General features: G+C 68.8%; 13 protein-coding genes. 1 reads left to right on the forward strand and 12 read right to left on the reverse strand.

Annotated features, from left to right (window positions below):
• Positions 1 to 10 precede the first annotated feature (10 nt).
• Complete coding sequence (uvrA, locus tag ACGHC0_RS22115; RefSeq protein WP_415266784.1) at positions 11 to 5,872, reverse strand: excinuclease ABC subunit UvrA; 5,862 nt, start codon at positions 5,870 to 5,872, stop codon at positions 11 to 13.
• Between the two features lie 227 nt (positions 5,873 to 6,099).
• On the opposite strand from uvrA, the gene ACGHC0_RS22120 reads away from it, so the two are divergent.
• Complete coding sequence (locus ACGHC0_RS22120) at positions 6,100 to 7,221, forward strand: ABC transporter substrate-binding protein (RefSeq protein WP_368352981.1); 1,122 nt, start codon at positions 6,100 to 6,102, stop codon at positions 7,219 to 7,221.
• 108 nt (positions 7,222 to 7,329) lie between these two features.
• Here the strand turns inward: ACGHC0_RS22120 and ACGHC0_RS22125 are convergent, their stop codons facing one another.
• From ACGHC0_RS22125 to ACGHC0_RS22175, 11 genes are all read right to left on the reverse strand, one after another.
• Positions 7,330 to 7,515: a hypothetical protein gene (locus tag ACGHC0_RS22125; RefSeq protein ID WP_368352982.1), complete on the reverse strand. Its 186-nt coding sequence runs from the start codon at positions 7,513 to 7,515 to the stop codon at positions 7,330 to 7,332.
• A 112-nt stretch (positions 7,516 to 7,627) separates the two neighbouring features.
• A complete protein-coding gene (locus ACGHC0_RS22130) occupies positions 7,628 to 8,638 on the reverse strand; it encodes a porin (protein WP_019704007.1) in 1,011 nt (336 codons plus the stop codon).
• Between the two features lie 478 nt (positions 8,639 to 9,116).
• The gene (locus tag ACGHC0_RS22135; protein WP_368352983.1) at positions 9,117 to 10,775 is read right to left on the reverse strand and encodes an MFS transporter; all 1,659 of its coding nucleotides are present in this window, start codon (positions 10,773 to 10,775) and stop codon (positions 9,117 to 9,119) included.
• 171 nt (positions 10,776 to 10,946) lie between these two features.
• Positions 10,947 to 11,597: a 2-hydroxychromene-2-carboxylate isomerase gene (locus ACGHC0_RS22140; protein ID WP_415266785.1), complete on the reverse strand. Its 651-nt coding sequence runs from the start codon at positions 11,595 to 11,597 to the stop codon at positions 10,947 to 10,949.
• Between the two features lie 67 nt (positions 11,598 to 11,664).
• Positions 11,665 to 11,910, reverse strand: coding sequence for a DUF1289 domain-containing protein (locus tag ACGHC0_RS22145; protein WP_415266786.1), 246 nt, complete (start codon positions 11,908 to 11,910; stop codon positions 11,665 to 11,667).
• Positions 11,907 to 12,413, reverse strand: a complete 507-nt coding sequence (locus ACGHC0_RS22150) for a YbaK/EbsC family protein (protein WP_415266787.1) — start codon at positions 12,411 to 12,413, stop codon at positions 11,907 to 11,909. The genes ACGHC0_RS22145 and ACGHC0_RS22150 overlap by 4 nt, the downstream gene beginning before the upstream one ends.
• 102 nt (positions 12,414 to 12,515) lie before the next feature.
• Entirely contained in the window at positions 12,516 to 13,922 is a 1,407-nt protein-coding gene (locus ACGHC0_RS22155; RefSeq protein ID WP_415268446.1) for a M20 family metallopeptidase, read from the reverse strand.
• Between the two features lie 41 nt (positions 13,923 to 13,963).
• Positions 13,964 to 14,869, reverse strand: a complete 906-nt coding sequence (locus ACGHC0_RS22160; RefSeq protein WP_415266788.1) for an ATP-binding cassette domain-containing protein — start codon at positions 14,867 to 14,869, stop codon at positions 13,964 to 13,966.
• A complete protein-coding gene (locus ACGHC0_RS22165) occupies positions 14,866 to 15,864 on the reverse strand; it encodes an ABC transporter ATP-binding protein (protein WP_415266789.1) in 999 nt (332 codons plus the stop codon). The genes ACGHC0_RS22160 and ACGHC0_RS22165 overlap by 4 nt, the downstream gene beginning before the upstream one ends.
• 21 nt (positions 15,865 to 15,885) lie before the next feature.
• Positions 15,886 to 16,797: an ABC transporter permease gene (locus tag ACGHC0_RS22170; RefSeq protein ID WP_415266790.1), complete on the reverse strand. Its 912-nt coding sequence runs from the start codon at positions 16,795 to 16,797 to the stop codon at positions 15,886 to 15,888.
• Between the two features lie 14 nt (positions 16,798 to 16,811).
• Positions 16,812 to 17,729 carry an ABC transporter permease gene (locus ACGHC0_RS22175; RefSeq protein WP_415266791.1) on the reverse strand — a complete coding sequence of 306 codons (918 nt, stop codon included), beginning with the start codon at positions 17,727 to 17,729 and terminating at the stop codon, positions 16,812 to 16,814.
• Between the last annotated feature and the right edge of the window lie 13 nt (positions 17,730 to 17,742).

Here is a 17,742-nt window from a genome sequence, read left to right on the forward strand (position 1 = left end):
CCACGGACGGCTAGTCGCCGCGCGCCAGCACGGGCGCGATCGCACGGCCCGTGTGGGTGCCCAGGCGCACCACCTCCTCGGGCGTGGCGGCTGCCACGATGCGGCCGCCGTCCTTGCCGCCCTCGGGTCCCAGGTCGATGATCCAGTCGGCCTCGGCGATCACGTCGAGGTCGTGTTCGATCACCACCACGCTGTGGCCGCCGTCGACCAGGCGATGCAGCACGCGGATGAGCTTGTGCACGTCGGCCATGTGCAGGCCCACGGTGGGTTCGTCCAGCACGTAGAGGGTATGCGGCGCCTTCTGCCCGCGCCGTCCGACCTCGTCGCGCACCTTGGTGAGTTCGGTCACCAGCTTGATGCGCTGCGCCTCGCCGCCCGACAGCGTGGGGCTGGGCTGGCCCAGCGTGAGGTAACCCAGGCCCACGTCCTTCAGCAACTGCAGTGGATGCGCGATGCTGGGCATGCTGGCGAAGAACTCCACCGCCTCGTCCACCTCCATCTGCAGGACGTCGCCGATGCTCTTGCCGCGCCAGGTCACGGCCAGCGTCTCCGGGTTGAAGCGCGCACCGTGGCAGGCCTCGCAGGGCACCTTCACGTCGGGCAGGAAGCTCATGGCGATGGTGCGGATGCCCTGGCCCTCGCAGACCGGGCAGCGGCCCTCGCCCGTGTTGAAGGAAAAGCGCCCGGCTGCATAACCGCGGGCCTTGGCCTCCAGCGTCTCGGCGAAGAGCTTGCGGATGGTGTCCCAGAAACCGATGTAGGTGGCCGGGCAGCTGCGCGGCGTCTTGCCGATGGGCGTCTGGTCCACCTCCAGCACGCGGTCGATGGTCTCGAAGCCCGCCAGGCCCGTGCAGCCGGCCAGCGGCGGCGCCTTGCCGGCATCCATGGCGTCGCGCCCGGCCTTGGTGGAGCGCTGCTGCACCCAGGCCTGCACATTGGCCAGCAGCACGTCCCGCGCCAGCGTCGACTTGCCCGATCCGCTGACGCCCGTGACAGCCACGAGGCGATGCAGCGGCACGGTGGCCGTCACGTTCTGCAGGTTGTGCAGGCTGGCGCCGCGCACCGTCAACCAGCGGATGGCGGCGCGCTCCCTCGCATCCTCCAGCGCATCGGCTTGCAGGGCCGCGGCCTGCGCAGCCCGCTTCCTGGCTGCGGCGCTCTGGCGGCCGGCAGGTGCATTCACGGGCTGGGCCAGCGCGACGGTTTCGGGGTCTACCTCGGAGGGCTGCATGCTGCGCCGCGCCTGCAGCGGATGGCGCATGGCATGCAGCAGGTAGCGGCCGGTCTGCGAATCCTCCGCAGCGGCGATGTCCTCCACCGTGCCCTGGGCCACCAGCCGTCCGCCGCGCTTGCCCGCGCTCGGGCCGATGTCGATGATGTGATCGGCTCGGCGGATGGTGTCCTCGTCGTGCTCCACCACCACCAGGGTATTGCCCTTGTCGCCCAGCTTGTGCAGCGCGTTCAGCAGGATCTGGTTGTCGCGCGCATGCAGTCCGATGGTGGGCTCGTCCAGCACGTAGCACACGCCCTGCAGGTTGCTGCCCAGCTGCGCGGCGAGGCGGATGCGCTGCGCCTCGCCGCCCGAGAGCGTGGGAGCGCCCCGGTCCAGCGTGAGGTACGACAGGCCCACCTCTTCCAGGAACTCGAGCCGGCTCCTGATCTCCGGCACCAGGTCGCGCGCGATCTCGGCCTCGCGGCCCGAAAGCTGCAGGCCGTCGATCCATTGCCGCACCTCGGCCACCGACAGGCGCGCCACCTCGGTCACCGGCGTGCCGGCGAACAGCACGGCCCGCGCCACGGGGTTGAGGCGCGTGCCCTGGCAGCTGGGGCACACGGTGTCGGCCACGTCCTCGGCCTCGGGTTCGGCGAAGGTCTGCTCGCGGCCCCGGTCCTTGTCGTCCTGCACCGAATCGTCGAAGACCTTGCGCTGCTCCTTCGTGAGCTTTACGCCCGTGCCCACGCAGTCGGGGCACCAGCCGTGCTTGCTGTTGTACGAGAAGAGGCGCGGATCCAGCTCGGCGTAGCTGGTGGCGCAGACCGGGCAGGCGCGCTTGGTGGAAAAGGCCTGCAGTGTGCCGATGCCGGCGGTGGACTGCCCGGCGGCCATGGCTTCCTTCAGGCCGGCGAGGCCGCTCAGCACGTGGACCACGCCCTTGCCCAGCTCCAGCGCACGGGCCAGCGCTGCGCGCAGTTCGGACTCCTGCGCGGGCGCCACGTCCAGGCTGGCCACGGGCAGCTCGATGGTGTGCTCCTTGAAGCGGTCGATCCGCGGAAAGCCCGTGGTCGGCAGGAAGTTGCCGTCCACCCGCAGGTGCGTGTAACCGCGCGGGCGTGCCCAGTCGGCCAGTTCGGTATAGACCCCCTTGCGGTTGACCACCAGCGGCGCCAGCAGGCCGATGTGCTGGCCCTTGAAATGCGTGAGCAACTGCGCGGCGATGCTGTCGGCCGTCTGCGGCTGCACCGGGGCACCGTCGTGGATGCAGTGCTGCACGCCCAGCTTCACGTACAGCAGGCGCAGGAAATGCCAGACCTCGGTGGTCGTGCCCACCGTGCTCTTGCGGCCACCGCGCGACAGCCGCTGCTCGATCGCCACCGTGGGCGGAATGCCATAGACCGCATCCACCTCGGGCCGGCCGGCCGGCTGCACGATGCTGCGCGCATAGGCATTGAGCGATTCCAGGTAGCGGCGCTGCCCTTCGTTGAACAGGATGTCGAAGGCCAGCGTCGATTTGCCCGAGCCCGACACGCCGGTCACCACATTGAACTTGCCGCGCGGAATGTCCACCGACAGGTTCTTCAGGTTGTGCTCCTTGGCGTTGACGATCTCGATGGCGTTCCTGGCCGCCACGCCCTCCTGCGCCAGCGCGCCGCGCTGCTCCCTGCGCAGCGCCGCGGCCTTTTCATGCACCGAATGGCCCCCCTCGCCCAGCGCGAGTTCATAGTCGCGCAGCGCGGCGCCGGTGTGCGACGTCGGATGCCGACGCACGTCCTCGGGCGTGCCCTCGGCCACCACCAGGCCGCCGCCGTCGCCGCCTTCGGGCCCCAGGTCGATCAGCCAGTCGCTGGCGCGGATCACGTCCAGGTTGTGCTCGATCACGATCAGCGAATGCCCGGCATCGAGCAGCTTGCGCAGCGCGCGCATGAGCTTGGCGATGTCGTCGAAGTGCAGCCCGGTGGTGGGCTCGTCGAAGAGGAACAACGTGCCCTTCTTCGCGAGTGGCTGGCGGCTGCTGCTGGCGCTCCTGGCGGCCTCGGCCAGGAAGCCCGCGAGCTTGAGCCGCTGCGCCTCGCCGCCGGAGAGCGTTGGCACGGGCTGGCCGAGCTTCACGTATTCCAGTCCCACATCGACGATGGGCTGCAGCGCGCGGATCACGTCGCGGTCCTGCGCGAAAGCCTGCGCGGCCTCGCTCACGGTGAGCTCCAGCACATCGGCCACATTGACCGCGCGCCCGCCGCGCTCGATCGTCACCTCCAGGATCTCCGGCCGGTAGCGCTTGCCGTCGCAATCGGGGCAGCGCAGATAGACGTCGGAGAGGAACTGCATCTCCACATGCTCGAAGCCCGAGCCGCCGCAGGTCGGGCAGCGCCCGTCGCCCGAGTTGAAGCTGAACTTGGCCGCGGTGTAGCCGCGCTGGCGCGACAGCGGCGCCACGGCGAACAACTCGCGAATGGCATCCCACGCGCCGACGTAGCTCACGGGGTTGGAGCGCGCCGTCTTTCCGATGGGCGACTGGTCCACGAACACCACGTCGCCCAGCTGCTCGGCGCCCAGCAGCCGGTCGTGCATGCCGGGCGATTCGGTCGCCTTGCCGAAATGCCGCAGCAGCGCGGGCGCGAGCACGTCCTGGATCAGGGTCGATTTGCCCGAGCCCGACACACCGGTGACGGTGACCAGCCGCTGCAGCGGGAACTCCACCGACACGTCCCGCAGGTTGTGCTCGCGCGCACCCTCCAGGATCAGGCGAGGCGTGGACGCCGCCACCATCCGCTTCACGCCCGCGCCGATCTGCCGGCGCCCGCCCAGGTACACGCCCGTCAGCGTATCGGCGCGGCGCAGGTCGGCCGTGGTGCCGTCGAACACGATCTGCCCGCCGCGCTCGCCCGGGCCCGGGCCCATGTCGATCATGCGGTCGGCCGCCAGCATCACGGCCGGGTCGTGCTCCACCACCACCAGCGTATTGCCCGCATCGCGCAGGCGCAGCATGGCCTCGGTGATGCGGTGCATGTCGCGCGGGTGCAGGCCGATGCTGGGCTCGTCCAGCACGAACAGCGTGTTGACCAGCGAAGTGCCCAGCGCCGTGGTCAGGTTGATGCGCTGCACCTCGCCGCCCGAGAGCGTGCGGCTCTGGCGGTCCAGCGTGAGGTAGCCGATACCCACGTCGCACAGGTACTTCAGGCGCGTGGTGATTTCCTCGTGCAGCAGCTTCAGGGCCTGCGCATCGCCCCCGGCGCCGGCATCGCCTTCCGGCAGCGCCATGCGCGCGAAGAAACGGCGCAGCCGCTCGATGGGCAGCAGCATCAGGTCGTGCAGGGTGAGGCCGGGCAGCGCCTCCAGCTGGGCACGGTTCCATGCCACGCCCTGCGGCATGAAGCGCCGGGACGGCTCGAGCACGGCATCGGCATCGTCCTTGCTTCCCACCCGCCACAGCAGGCTCTCGGTCTTCAGGCGCGCACCGCCGCAGGTCGGGCATGGCGTGTAGCTGCGGTACTTGGACAGCAGCACCCGGATGTGCATCTTGTAGGCCTTGCTCTCCAGGTACTCGAAAAAGCGCCGTATGCCGTACCACTGCTTGTTCCAGTTACCGTCCTTGTAGCCCGGCGTGCCGTCGATCACCCAGCGCTTCTGCTCTTCCGTGAGCTTGTACCAGGGCGTGTCGCGCGGGATGCCCGCGGCCTCCGCATGGCGCATGAGGTCGTCCTGCGCCTCCTTCCAGGCCGGCGTCTGGATGGTCTTGATCGCGCCGGCGCGCAGCGTCAGCCGGTCGTTGGGAATCACCAGGCCGTAGTCCACGCCGATCACCCGCCCGAAGCCGCGGCAGGACTCGCAGGCGCCCACGGCGGAATTGAAGGAGAACATCGACGGGATGGGCTCGGCATAGCGCAGGTCGCTGTCCGGGCAGTGCAGGCCGGTGGAGAAGCGCCACAGCTCCGGCTCGCCCTCTTCGTGCAGCCGGTAGACGTTCAGCCGCCCCGTCCCTCGCTTGAGCGCGACCTCGATCGCCTCGACCACACGGGCGCGTTCGGCATTGCCGAGCCGGAAACGGTCGGCCACCACATCGAGTACCTTGCGGGGGCCCGTGGGCGTACCGACCTCGCGCTCGGCCTGCACCTTCGTGAACCCGCTGGCGGAAAGCCACTGCTCCACCTGCTCGGCCGACGTATGGGCCGGCAGCTCGACCGGGAAGGTGAGCACCACGCGCGGATCGCCCGCCTCCGCGCAGCGGCGCTGCAGTTCGGCATAGATGGTGTCCGGCGTGTCGTGGCGCACCGGCTGCGCCGTCTGCCGGTCGAAGAGCTGGGCAGCACGCGCGAACAGCAGCTTCAGGTGGTCGTTGATCTCCGTCATCGTGCCCACGGTCGAGCGGGACGAGCGCACCGGATTGGTCTGGTCGATGGCGATGGCCGGGGGCACGCCCTCCACCTTGTCCACGGCCGGCTTGTCCATCCGGTCGAGGAACTGGCGCGCGTAGGCGCTGAAGGTTTCCACGTAGCGGCGCTGGCCTTCCGCGTAGAGCGTGTCGAACACCAGGCTGGACTTGCCCGAGCCGCTGGGGCCGGTCACCACCGTGAGTTCGCCCGTGCGGATGTCGAGATCCAGGTTCTTCAGATTGTGCTGGCGCGCGCCATGGATGCGGATCAGGCCCTGGGTCATCGGGAGGAGCTTTCGGAGGGGAGGCGGGCCATTCTAGGAAAGGAAGATGGCCGGCCGGAGTCGGAGAGTGGCTTATCCATATGGGGCGGTTCCCGCCATTGACAACCGCTCCCGCAGGGCAATCCCCTGCGCCCAGGGTTGTCACCTCTTGTCACCATGGCAGCGTTCGGGCATCGTCCCCCGCTCCCATCGAACCACCCCACGCCTTTCCCGGAGATTCCACCATCATGGCCCATTCCTGGCAGACCACCGGCGCCGCCCTGGCCCTCGCGGCCGCTTCCCTGTTCTCCCCGGCCGCCTGGAGCCAGCTGCTGGTGGGGCAGACGGCCGGCTTCACCGGCCCGGTCTCGTCCGGAGTGCAGGAAACCACCGAAGGCGCGAAGCTCTACATTGACGCGGTGAACGCGCGGGGCGGCGTGAACGGGCAGAAGGTCGAACTCGTCTCGCTCGACGACAAGTTCGATCCCACCCTGGCGCAGGCCAACGCGCGCAAGCTCATCGAGGAGCAGAACGTGCTCGCGATGTTCCTCACGCGCGGAACGCCCCACACGGAAGCCATCATCCCCCTGCTCGACAAATTCGACGTGCCCCTGGTGGCCCCTTCCACGGGCGCGATGGTGCTGCACCGCCCCGTCCGCCGCCATGTCTTCAACGTACGCGCGCCCTACCAGCGCGAGGCCGAGAAAGCCATCACCCACCTGGCGTCGATGGGCATTTCCCGGATCGCGGTGGTCATCACCGACGACAGCTTCGGCGCCGACGGGCTCGCCGGCGCGCTCAAGGGCTTCGAGGCCGCGAAGCTCAAGCCCGTGCTGGAGGAACGCTTCGACCGGACCAAGCCCGATTTCTCCGCCATCGCGCCCAAGCTGGTGCAGGCGCAGGCCCAGGCCGTGCTCATGGTCGCATCGGGGGCCGCTACCGCCGAAGGCTACGCGGCCTTCCGGGCGGCCGGTTCGAGCGCCCAGCTCGTCACGCTCTCCAACAACGCATCGTCCGGATTCGCCAGGAGCCTGGGCGCGAATGCGCGCGGCGTCATCGTCACGCAGGTGTTCCCCAACGAACGTGCCACGAACTACCCGCTCGTGCGCGAAGCACACGAGCTGGCGAAGGCGCGCGGCAAGGAAGTGAGCCCCGCCATGCTCGAGGGCATGGCCGCTGCCAAGGTGCTCGTGGAAGGGCTGCGCCGCGCGGGCTCCAAGCCCACGCGCGAACGCCTGCAGGCGGCGCTGGAAGGCATCCAGAAATTCGACATCGGCGGCCTGGAGGTCAACTTCAGTCCCGAAGACCACACGGGCCTGGATTTCGCCGACCTGTCCATCATCGGCACCGACGGCAAGTTCCGCCGCTGATTCCAGCGCCGGCCCCGCGGGGCCGGCATGAAAAAAGCCCGCGTCGCGGGCTTTTTTCATTGGACGCCCCGAAGGCGCAGGCGCCACCGGGACTTGCCGGAAGCGGACTCATGGAGCGCGGCTGGCAGCGGACGCCGCCGATGCCGGGACCGCGGCAGGCGCGGCGGTGTCCGGAGCATGCACGGCATCCGCGCCATGCTTTTCCCCGCTCATGTCCACCTTGTCTCCTGCTTTCATGATGACGAACAACGACAGGGCGGCGAACAGAACGAAGCCCACAACGATTTTCCACATGCTTTTTGTCTCCTGACGGGATGGAAAAAAGCCCCACGCCCTTGCGGGAGTGAGGCTTCATGCTGGATCACCCGGTGCCGGAGGCCCATGCGAGCCCCGGCAGGTGCGGCGATCAGAAGTTGTGGCGAACGCCGAGACCGAACGTGCGGGGATCGGCACCCGTAGCCAGCGTGTTCGTGCCGTTCACGAAGCCATAGGCGTAGTTGGCAGCGGACTTGTTCTTGACGTACGTGTAGGCAGCGTACACCTTGGTGCGCTTGCTCAGGTTGTAGTTGTAGCCCAGGATCAGCTGCTGAGCGCCGGAGTCAGCCACGTTGTTCCACTTGCTGGCCCAGATGTAGTTGGCCACCACTTCCGAAGCGCCGAAGGCGTACTGGGCAGCGATGCCCACCGAGTTGCGGGTACCCACCAGCTCGTAGTCGTTGCGCTGGTAGTAGGCGCCGAGCTGCACGGGGCCCATCGTGTAGTGGCCGCGCACGCCGGCGTCCCAGTTGTCGCCCAGCTTGGCGTAGCCGGCGCCGAAGGCCAGGTTGCCGCCTTCCCAGTTGGCAGCGACGTCATAGGCGTTCTTGGTGCCTGCGTTCACGCCGAAGGGGTTCGTGCGAGCGGCGCGCTCGTGCATGCTGACCGTGGCTTCAGCCCAGAAGCCGCCCAGCATGGGGGTGCGATAGCCGACCTTGTTGGTCTTGCCGAAGGCCACCGAGGTGTACAGCTGGTTGGAGAAGTTGCCGGTGTCGTGGTTGGGCTGGTCCTGCACGCCATAGTCGGCGATGGCGTAGTACGACTCAGGCGTCCAGTTGCCGAGGCGGACCATACCGAAGCCACCGGACAGGTTCACTTCGCTCTGGCGGCCGAAGAACTGCTGTGCGGCTGCGCCGGTGGAGCTGTCGAAACCGCTTTCCAGCTGGAAGCCAGCCTTCAGGCCACCGCCCAGGTCTTCCACGCCCTTGAAACCGAAGCGGGACGCGTTGTTGTTCACACCGGACTGCGACAGATCACCCACCTTGGAATGTTCGACGCTGGTGTTGACGCGGCCGTACAGCGTCACGCTGCTTTGCGCAAATGCGGCGGTGCTGCCCAGAAGGGCCAAGGCGGCGAGAGCCAGACGATGGGTCTTTTGCATGTGATGTCCTCGGATACTTTGTTCGGAAGGTGGAAGTAGGCACCGCGCAGGCTTGTGGCAACAAAATGCAAGTGCAGCTACCACTCAAATTCTAGATGTAACAACCTCATTAGCACGGTTGAAAGTCGTCTTGATAACGAAGCTGACGCTTAACTGCCACACTTTGGCGCTTTTTCCCCACACTTGGCGACCTTCCGGCCGCAAATCACGGGGTTTTCATACAGCGCCCCCCGTCCCCCGGAAGTCATGGCGTCCGCCACGCAAAAAAACACGGGATCCCGCGCCGGTAATCGTTCAGGAAGACTTCTGCATAAAGGGACGGCGCCGGGTGCACTTGATTGGTGCGCGCCCGGCTCCACCGTGTCGTGCCATTTGTCCGCCCGGGGGGTGCTGGCGGCCCGCAGGGAACCTTGCACTGCCCGGGAATACCGCCACGCCAGTGGGCCGTATTCCCGGGAAAGCGCGTTCAATCGCCCTTTCAATCGCCCGCGTAGATGTCCACGTCCTTGGTTTCGCGGATGAACAGCGTGCCGATGATGGCCGTGATGCCCGCGATGATGATGGGATACCAGAGGCCGTTGTACATGTTGCCCGTCTGCGCCACGATGGCGAACGACATGGTGGGCAGCAGGCCGCCGAACCAGCCGTTGCCGATGTGGTAGGGCAGGCTCATCGAGGTGTAGCGGATGCGCGTCGGGAACATCTCCACCAGCATCGCCGCGATCGGGCCATACACCATGGTCACCAGCAGCACCAGATAGGTCAGGATGACGATCATCATCACCTTGTTCATCTTGGCGGGGTCGGCCTTGGAGGGATAGCCGTCTGCCTTCAGCGTCTCGGCCACGGCCTTCTTGAAGGCGGCGTCCTTGGCCTTGGCTTCGTCGGCGGACAGGCCGCGGGCGGCGTAGCTCGGGATGGTGGTCTGGCCGATCCTGATCACCGCGGGCGTGCCGGCCGGCGCGGCTTCGTTGTCATAGCTCACCGAGCTGGCGGCCAGCACCTGCTTGGCGACGTCGCAGGAGCTGGTGAACTTGGCCGTGCCGGTCGGGTTGAACTGGAACGAGCACTCGGCCGGGTCGGCCACGATCACCACCTTGTTCTTCGCCTGAGCGGCGGCCAGGTCGGGGTTGGCGGCTTCGGTCAGCGCCTTGAAGACGGGGAAATACGTGAGCACGGCCAGCACGCAGCCCAGCATGATGATGGGCTTGCGGCCGATCCGGTCGGAGAGTGCGCCGAAGACGACGAAGAACGGCGTGCCGATCAGCAGGGCGGCGGCGATCATCAGGTTGGCCGTGACGGCGTCCACCTTGAGCTGCTGCGTCAGGAAGAAGAGCGCATAGAACTGGCCCGTGTACCAGACCACGGCCTGGCCGGCGGTGAGGCCGATCAGCGCCAGGATCACGATCTTCAGGTTCTTCCATTCCCCGAACGATTCGCGCAGCGGCGCCTTGGAGGTCTTGCCCTCGGCCTTCATGCGCTGGAAGGCGGGAGACTCCGACAGCGAGAGCCGGATCCACAGCGACACGCCCAGCAGCAGGATGGAGACGAGGAACGGAATGCGCCAGCCCCAGTCGGTGAAGGCCTGCTCGCCCATGGCGGTGCGGGTGCCCAGGATGACCAGCAGCGACAGGAACAGGCCCATCGTGGCGGTGGTCTGGATCCACGAGGTATAGGCGCCGCGCTTGCCCTGCGGCGCATGCTCGGCCACATAGGTCGCGGCACCGCCGTACTCGCCGCCCAGGGCCAGGCCCTGCAGCATGCGCAGCACGATCAGGATCACCGGGGCGGCCACGCCGATGCTGGCATAGGTCGGCAAGACGCCCACGATGAAGGTGGACAGGCCCATGATCAGGATGGTGACCAGGAAGGTGTACTTGCGCCCGATCATGTCGCCCAGCCGCCCGAACACCAGGGCGCCGAAGGGCCGCACGATGAAGCCCGCGGCGAAGGCCAGCAGCGCGAAGATGAACGCGGAGCCCGCGTCCAGCCCGCTGAAGAACTGCTTGGCGATGATGGCCGCGAGCGAACCGTACAGGTAGAAGTCATACCATTCGAAAACGGTGCCCAGCGACGAGGCCAGGATGACTTTTCTTTCTTCCGGCGACATGGGCCGGGGAGCGACGTTGGTAGCCATGGTGCTTGTCTCCATGAGGTGGTGGTTGCGACTGCTCCGCGCACCCCCTCCAGGGCACCGCGTGCAACCTGGGTCGCACTATCGAACCGCCATCTGACCGAAGTCTGACAAGCACGGCACCTCCGGGGAAAACCCTTCCCCGGGACAAACCCGCATGCAAAGGCCCGGGCGCTATTTCAACCCGGATGGGAGCTCCGCCACCGCGTCCCATCGCGGCCCCTCGAACCACGGGTCGCCTTCCAGGCGGGCGCGCAGCATGGGCAGGCTGTCGAGCCCCCAGAAGAGCTGGCCGTCCACCACGAAGGCGGGCACGCCGAAAACGCCCTGCGCGGCGGCCGCGTCGGTGTTCGCGCGCAGCAGCGCCTTGGATCGCGCGCCCGGCTCTTCGCCCGGTGCTTCCGCACGCCGTTGCGGCGAGAGCACCAGGGCAAGATCCTCCAGGCGCCCGGGGTCCAGCGCATCGGCACCACCAAGCCATACATGGCGCAGCACCGTGCCGGCCACGAAGCGGTTGATGGACCCGTCCTCGCTGCACGCCAGGGACTGGCGCAGCAGGGGCAGCGGATTGAAGGGATGCCGCGCCGGCACGTCCAGCCCCGTTCCCAACGCATGGCCCAGCCACTCGGCATGGCGGTAGGTCCAGGCACGCTTGGGCGCGATACCCGCGGGGCCGGGGTTGCCGTGCTGCTGCAGCAGCGCGCCGAGCAGCACGGGGCGGTACTCGACCGAATGGCTCAGGCCCTCGAGCACCTGCGGGAGGCGCTCGAAGGCCAGCCACGCGTAGGGCGACACGAAATCCAGGTAAAAAACGATGTGCTTCATGGGGATGCCTCCTTCGTGGGTGCGTCTTCGGCCATCGCCTTGCCTTTCAGCCGCTCGGCCCGGCGGGCTACAGCCCCGCGCGCTGCAGCAGCGCGGCCCAGACCGCACGCTGCCGGGCCGGCGGGGCGGCCGACCAGTCGCGGATCTCGTCGAGCGTGCGAAAGCACCCTTCGCAATGGTGGCCGGCCGCATCCATGCGGCAGACGCCGATGCAGGGCGACGGCACCGGTACCCCGCCCTCCACCGCGAAGCCGCCCGCGGCGGCGACCTGCGCGGCTCGTTCCGCGAGCGCCTGCAGCGCCGTCCGGCTCATGCGGCCGCGGGCGGCTGCACCACGTCCACGACGGGCGCGCCGGTGAGTGCCTCCAGGTCCTGCGGCCGCAGCAGAAACACGCCGTGGGGGTGGCCCGCCGCGGCCCAGATCTCGTCGAAACGGAACAGGTCGCGGTCGATCAGCGTCACCGGCGGCGTGGCGTGCGCCACGGGCGAGACGCCGCCGATGGTGAAGCCGGTCCTGGCCTTGACGAACTCGGCATCGGCACGGCCCGTCTTGCCCACCAGCGCATCCACCTTCTTCTCGTCCACCCGCCGGTCGCCCGAGGTGACCACCAGCACGGCCGCGTCGTCGCTCTTGCGCCGGAAGATGATGCTCTTGGCGATCTGCCCGACGGCGATGCCGAGCGCGTCGGCCGCTTCCTGCGCGGTGCGCGCCGAGTTGTCGAGCATGCGCGGGGCATGGGGATGGCCTTTGGCCTGCAGGGCAGCGGCCACGCGCTGCACGCCCTCGGGCAAGGTTCGGAGTTCGGCACCACACATGGTGAAAGCGTCCTGGTCGTTCGGGAAGGTGGAGGGAAAGCGCCCATCTTAGCGAGCGCGCCCTCCCAGCGCAGGATCGCCTGCCACGCGACAGTCAGGCGCTCACGCGGCGCGCTCCCGCATCACGGCCGGCCCCTGTTCGGCCAGGTCCCAGAACAGGCCGGCCATGATCTCCAGCGATTCGCGCGTGACATCCGCCAGGATGTGTTCGTTGGGCGCGTGCTGCGAGCACGCCGGATAGGAGTGCGGCACCCACAGCGTGGGCAGGCCCAGCGTTTCGGAGAACACGTCGTTGGGCAGGGAGCCGCCCAGGTTGGGCAGCAGTGCCGGGCGCCGGCCGGTGGTGCGTTCCATCGAGGCCAGGCCCCAGCGCACCCAGGCGTCGTCCGGGTCCAGGCGCGTGGCGGCCATGTGCACGTCGGTGCCGCGCACCTCCACGTCGTCGAAGCCATGGGCGGCCAGCTGGGCCCGGATGTGGTCGAGGAAATGCGCCGCGTCGCTGCCCACCACGTAGCGCATGTGGCAGTGCGCCCGCGCCGTGGCCGGAATGGCATGGACCGGCATGGCGGGGTTGCCGCAGGTGAAGGCCAGTACCTCCAGGCTGTTCCAGCCGATGACGCGCTCGGCGGGCGTCAGGCCGGGCTCGCCCCAGTCCGGGTCGATCTCCGGGTCGCCTGCGCTGCCGCCCACCTCGATGTCGCGCAGGGCCACGCGCACGCTCTCGGGCAGTTGCTTCGGAAGCAGGCCCGGCACCAGGATGCGGCCCTTCGCGTCCACCAGCGTGGCGATGGCGTGGGCCAGGCGGATGCCCGGGTTGCGCAGCAGCCCGCCCCAGTTGCCGGAGTGGTGGCCGCCGTCGCGCAGGTCGAGGTGCAGGTCGAAGTTGAACACGCCGCGCGAGCCCAGGAACATCGTGGCCCGCGAAGCCGATACGCGCGGCCCGTCGGAGGCCAGGAACAGGTCGGCGGCCAGGAAGTCCCGGTGCTGCGCGCAGACCGCGTCGAGACCCGGAGAGCCATCCTCCTCGCCCATTTCCAGGATGATCTTCACGTTGTAGCCCAGCACGCCGTCGCGGGCCTGGAGCACCTGCTCCAGCGCCGTGAGGTTGATGGTGTGCTGGCCCTTGTTGTCGGCCGTGCCGCGCCCGTACCAGCGGTTGCCGTCCACCACGATCTTCCAGGGCTGCAGACCTTCGCGCCACTGCGCGTCGTAGCCGCGCACCACATCGCCGTGGCCATAGGTGAGCACGGTGAAGGCGGCTCCCGCCTCGATGCGTTCGGCCAGCAGGAAGGGGCTCTTGCCCGGCATGGGGTTGTCCACGATCCGGCAGCTGAAAGCCAGCTGCTGCAGCAGCGGCACGATCTCGTCGTTCAGGTAGGCGTACAGCTGCGGCAGGCTGGCAGCGTCCTGGCTCTCGGTGCGGAAGGCGACGCGACGATCGAGCGTCGCCTGGAAGCGCCCGTCGTCGAAGACGGCGACGGTACGTGCGATAGCGGATTCACGGGTCATGGCAGGCTCCAGGGTGCCGGTGGAGAAGGCGCAAGTGGTCATCAGGCGAAGGCCTCGCGGTCGATGTCGGGCAGGCCCAGCCCCGGCTCGGGCGACAGGGCGGAAGCCAGCAGCATGCGGGTGTAGGGGTGTTGCGGAGCGGCGAAGACCTGCTCGCGCGTGCCCTGCTCGACGATGCGGCCCCGGTGCATCACGGCCACGCGGTCCACCAGGTGCTCCACCACGCCCAGGTCGTGGCTGATGAACAGGTAGGTGAGGCCGAACTCGGCCTTGAGGTCCAGCAGCAGGTTCAGGATCTGCGCCTGCACGGACACGTCCAGCGCCGAGGTGGGCTCGTCGCAGACCAGGATCCCGGGCCGCAGCACCAGGGCGCGGGCGATGGCCACGCGCTGGCGCTGGCCGCCGGAGAGCTGGTTGGGATATTGCCGGTGCGTGCGCTCGGGCATGCCGACCAGGTCGAGCATGGCCTTGATGGCGCGCGCCTGCTCGGCCGCCGTACCCACGCCATGCAGGCGCAGCGGCACGCCGACGATGTCGGCCACGGTGCGGCGCGGGTTGAGCGAGGAGTACGGGTCCTGGAAGATCGGCTGGATGCGGCGGGCCAGCGCGCGGCGCTCGCGCGGGTCGATCTCCCGGCCGTCCACCAGCACGTTGCCGGACGTGGGCGGCAACAACCCCAGCAGCATCTTGGCCAGCGTGCTCTTGCCGCAGCCGGATTCGCCAACCAGGCCCAGCGTTTCGCCCTGGCGGATGCGCAGCGACACCTCGCTCACGGCCTGGATGCTGCCCGCGGGCTGGAACAGGCCACGCTTGAGCCGGAAGCTGCGGCTCAGCGCGCAGAGCTCCAGCGCGATGTCCTCGGAGCCGCCCACCGTGCCCGCCGGCGGCGGCGCGGCGGAGGCAGGCCCGGGCAGGTTCCAGGCCAGGGAGTCGGTCATGGCGTTCATGCGGCCTCCGCCAGTGGCAGGGTTTCGGAATCGGCGGCGAGGACGCAGCGCACGGCATGGCCCGGCGCCACCTGCACGAACGGCGGCGCGGCGCTGCAGACAGGCCGGGCCAGGCTGCAGCGGTTGGCGAAGGCGCAGCCCTGCACGTCGCCGACGAGGCTGGGCACCACGCCGGGAATCGCCTGCAGGCGGCTGCCCGGCAGCGTTCTGCCGCGCACGGGAATGCAGCGCAGCAGGCCCTGGGTGTAGGGGTGCGAAGGCTGTGCGAACAGCGCGTCCACGGGCGCCGTTTCGACCACCTCGCCCGCGTACATCACGGCCACGCGGTCGGCGATGCGCGCCACCACGCCGAGGTCGTGCGTGATGAAAACCACCGCGGTGCCGAATTCCTTCTGCAGCTCGCGGATCAGGCGCAGGATCTGCGCCTGGATGGTCACGTCCAGCGCCGTGGTGGGCTCATCGGCGATGATGAGGTCGGGGCCGCACATCAGCGCCATGGCGATCATCACGCGCTGGCGCAGGCCGCCCGAGAGCTGGTGCGGGTACTGGCGCAGGCGGTCGGCTGCCTGGGGCACGCCGGCGCGCTCCAGCAGGTAGAGGGCGCGCTCGCGCGCCTCGGCGGCCGTCGCCTTGCGGTGGGCGCGCAACGCCTCGCACAGCTGGTCGCCCAGCGTGTACGAAGGGTTCAGCGAGGTCATGGGCTCCTGAAAGATCATGGACATGCGCGCGCCGCGCAGCCGCGCCATGCCGCGCTCGTCCTGCGCCTGCAGGTCGATGCCGTCGAAGTGCAGGCGGTCGGCCGACCGCCGGGCCCGGGACGGCAGCAAACCCATCAGCGCCAGCGAGGTCATGGACTTGCCGCAACCCGACTCGCCGACCAGGCACAGCATCTCGCCGCGCCGCACCTGGAAGTCGATGCCGCGCACGGCATGCAGCACGCCGCGCTCGGTGGGCAGGTCCACCCGCAGGTTCTTCACATCGAGAAGGATGCTCATCGGGGTTCTCCTCGGTTTTTTTCAGTGGCGTCCATCGGGGGCCGCCACGTCGCGGATGCCGTCGCCCACGAGGTTGATGGCCAGCACCAGAAGCGCCAGCACCACGCCCGGGATCATGATCACCCAGGGCTGGAAGAACATGTAGGCCTTGCCCTCGGCCACCATCAGGCCCCACGAGGGCGTGGGCGGCTGCACGCCCAGGCCCAGGAAGGAGAGCGTGGATTCGAGCAGGATGGCGTGCGCCATCTCCAGCGTGGCCACCACGGTGAGCGCGCCCATCAGGTTGGGCAGCAGTTCGCGCACCAGGATGTAGGGCGTGGAGGCGCCCAGGCTCTTGGCGGCGGCGATGAACTCGGCGTCGCGCAGCTGCTGCGTGGCCGAGCGCGTGACGATGGCGAAGCGGTCCCACAGCAGCAGGCTCAGCAGCACGATCACCACCTTGAGCGAGCCGCCCACCAGCGAGGCCATGGCCAGGGCCACCAGCACCACGGGCATGGCCAGGCGGCAGGTGATGACGTAGCTCACCACCGCGTCCACGCGGCCGCCGAAGTAGCCGGCCAGCACGCCCAGGGTGGTGCCGATCAGCCCGGCGACGAGCGCGGTGACGAAGCCGATCACCAGCGACACGCGCGCACCGTAGAGCAGGCGGCTCAGGTAGTCGCGACCCAGCTTGTCGGTGCCGAGCACGTGCTCCCAGGTGCCGCGCTCGTGCCACACGGGCGGAATCAGACGCTGGGTCACGTCCTGCGCGAAGGGGTCGTGCGGCGCCAGCCAGGGCGCGAACACGGCAGCGATCACGGCCAGGCCCAGCACGATGCTGCCGATCAGCAGCCCGCGGTGGCCGGCCACGCGGCGCAGCGCGCGGCGCCAGGCCGGCACGGGCAGCGCGGCCAGCGCCGCGGTGCCGGACAGGGGCAAGGAGGTCGTCGTCATGGAAATGCCCTTCCTCAGCGGGTGCGCATGCGCGGGTCGAGCGCGGCGTTGAGCACGTCGGCCACGAAGGTGAGCGCGATGTAGAACGTGGCGATGATGAGCACCACGGCCTGCACCACGGGATAGTCGTTGCGGGCGATGGAATCCCAGGCCAGCTGGCCCAGGCCCTGCAGCGAATAGACCGACTCGATGACCACCGAGCCGCCCAGCATGAAGCCCAGCTCCACTGCCGCCAGCGCCACCACGGGAATGATGGCGTTGCGCAGCCCGTGCTTGAACACGACGCGCGACCGCGACAGCCCCTTGGCGCGTGCCGTGCGGATGTAGTCCGAACCCATCACGTCCAGCATGCCGGCGCGCGTCAGCCGCATCAGCGATGGCATGGCGTAGTAGCCCAGCGCCACGGCCGGCAGCACGAAGTTCTGCCAGCTGGTATTGCCCGCCACGGGCAGCCATTTGAGCCCCACGGAGAACACCACGATCAGCGCCAGCGCGAACCAGAAGTTGGGCATGGCCTGCCCTATGGTGGCCACCAGCAGCGCCAGCCGGTCCACCCAGGTGTCACGGTAGAGCGCCGCCGCCACGCCCAGCGGAATGGCCACGGCCACGGCCAGCAGCAGCGATACCGCGCCGAGCTTGAGCGTGATCGGCAGGCGTTCGCCCACCAGCTCCATCACCGTGTTCTGGAAGTAGAACGAGCGGCCGAAGTCCAGTTGCAGGGCCGAGCCCAGCCAGTCGAAGAACTGGGTGGTCATGGGCCGGTCCAGGCCGTACTGCACGCGGATCTTCTCCACGTCGGCGGCGCTCGATTCCGGGCCGGCGATGGCCGTGGCCAGGTCGCCGGAGAGGTGCAGCAGCAGGAAGCTCACCACCGCGACGGTGAGCATCACGGCCAGTGCCACCGCCAGCCTGCGCAGGATGTAGGTCAGCATGGTGTGTCAGCGG

This window comes from Acidovorax sacchari (assembly GCF_042847045.1).
GTDB lineage: Bacteria > Pseudomonadota > Gammaproteobacteria > Burkholderiales > Burkholderiaceae_C > Paracidovorax > Paracidovorax sacchari.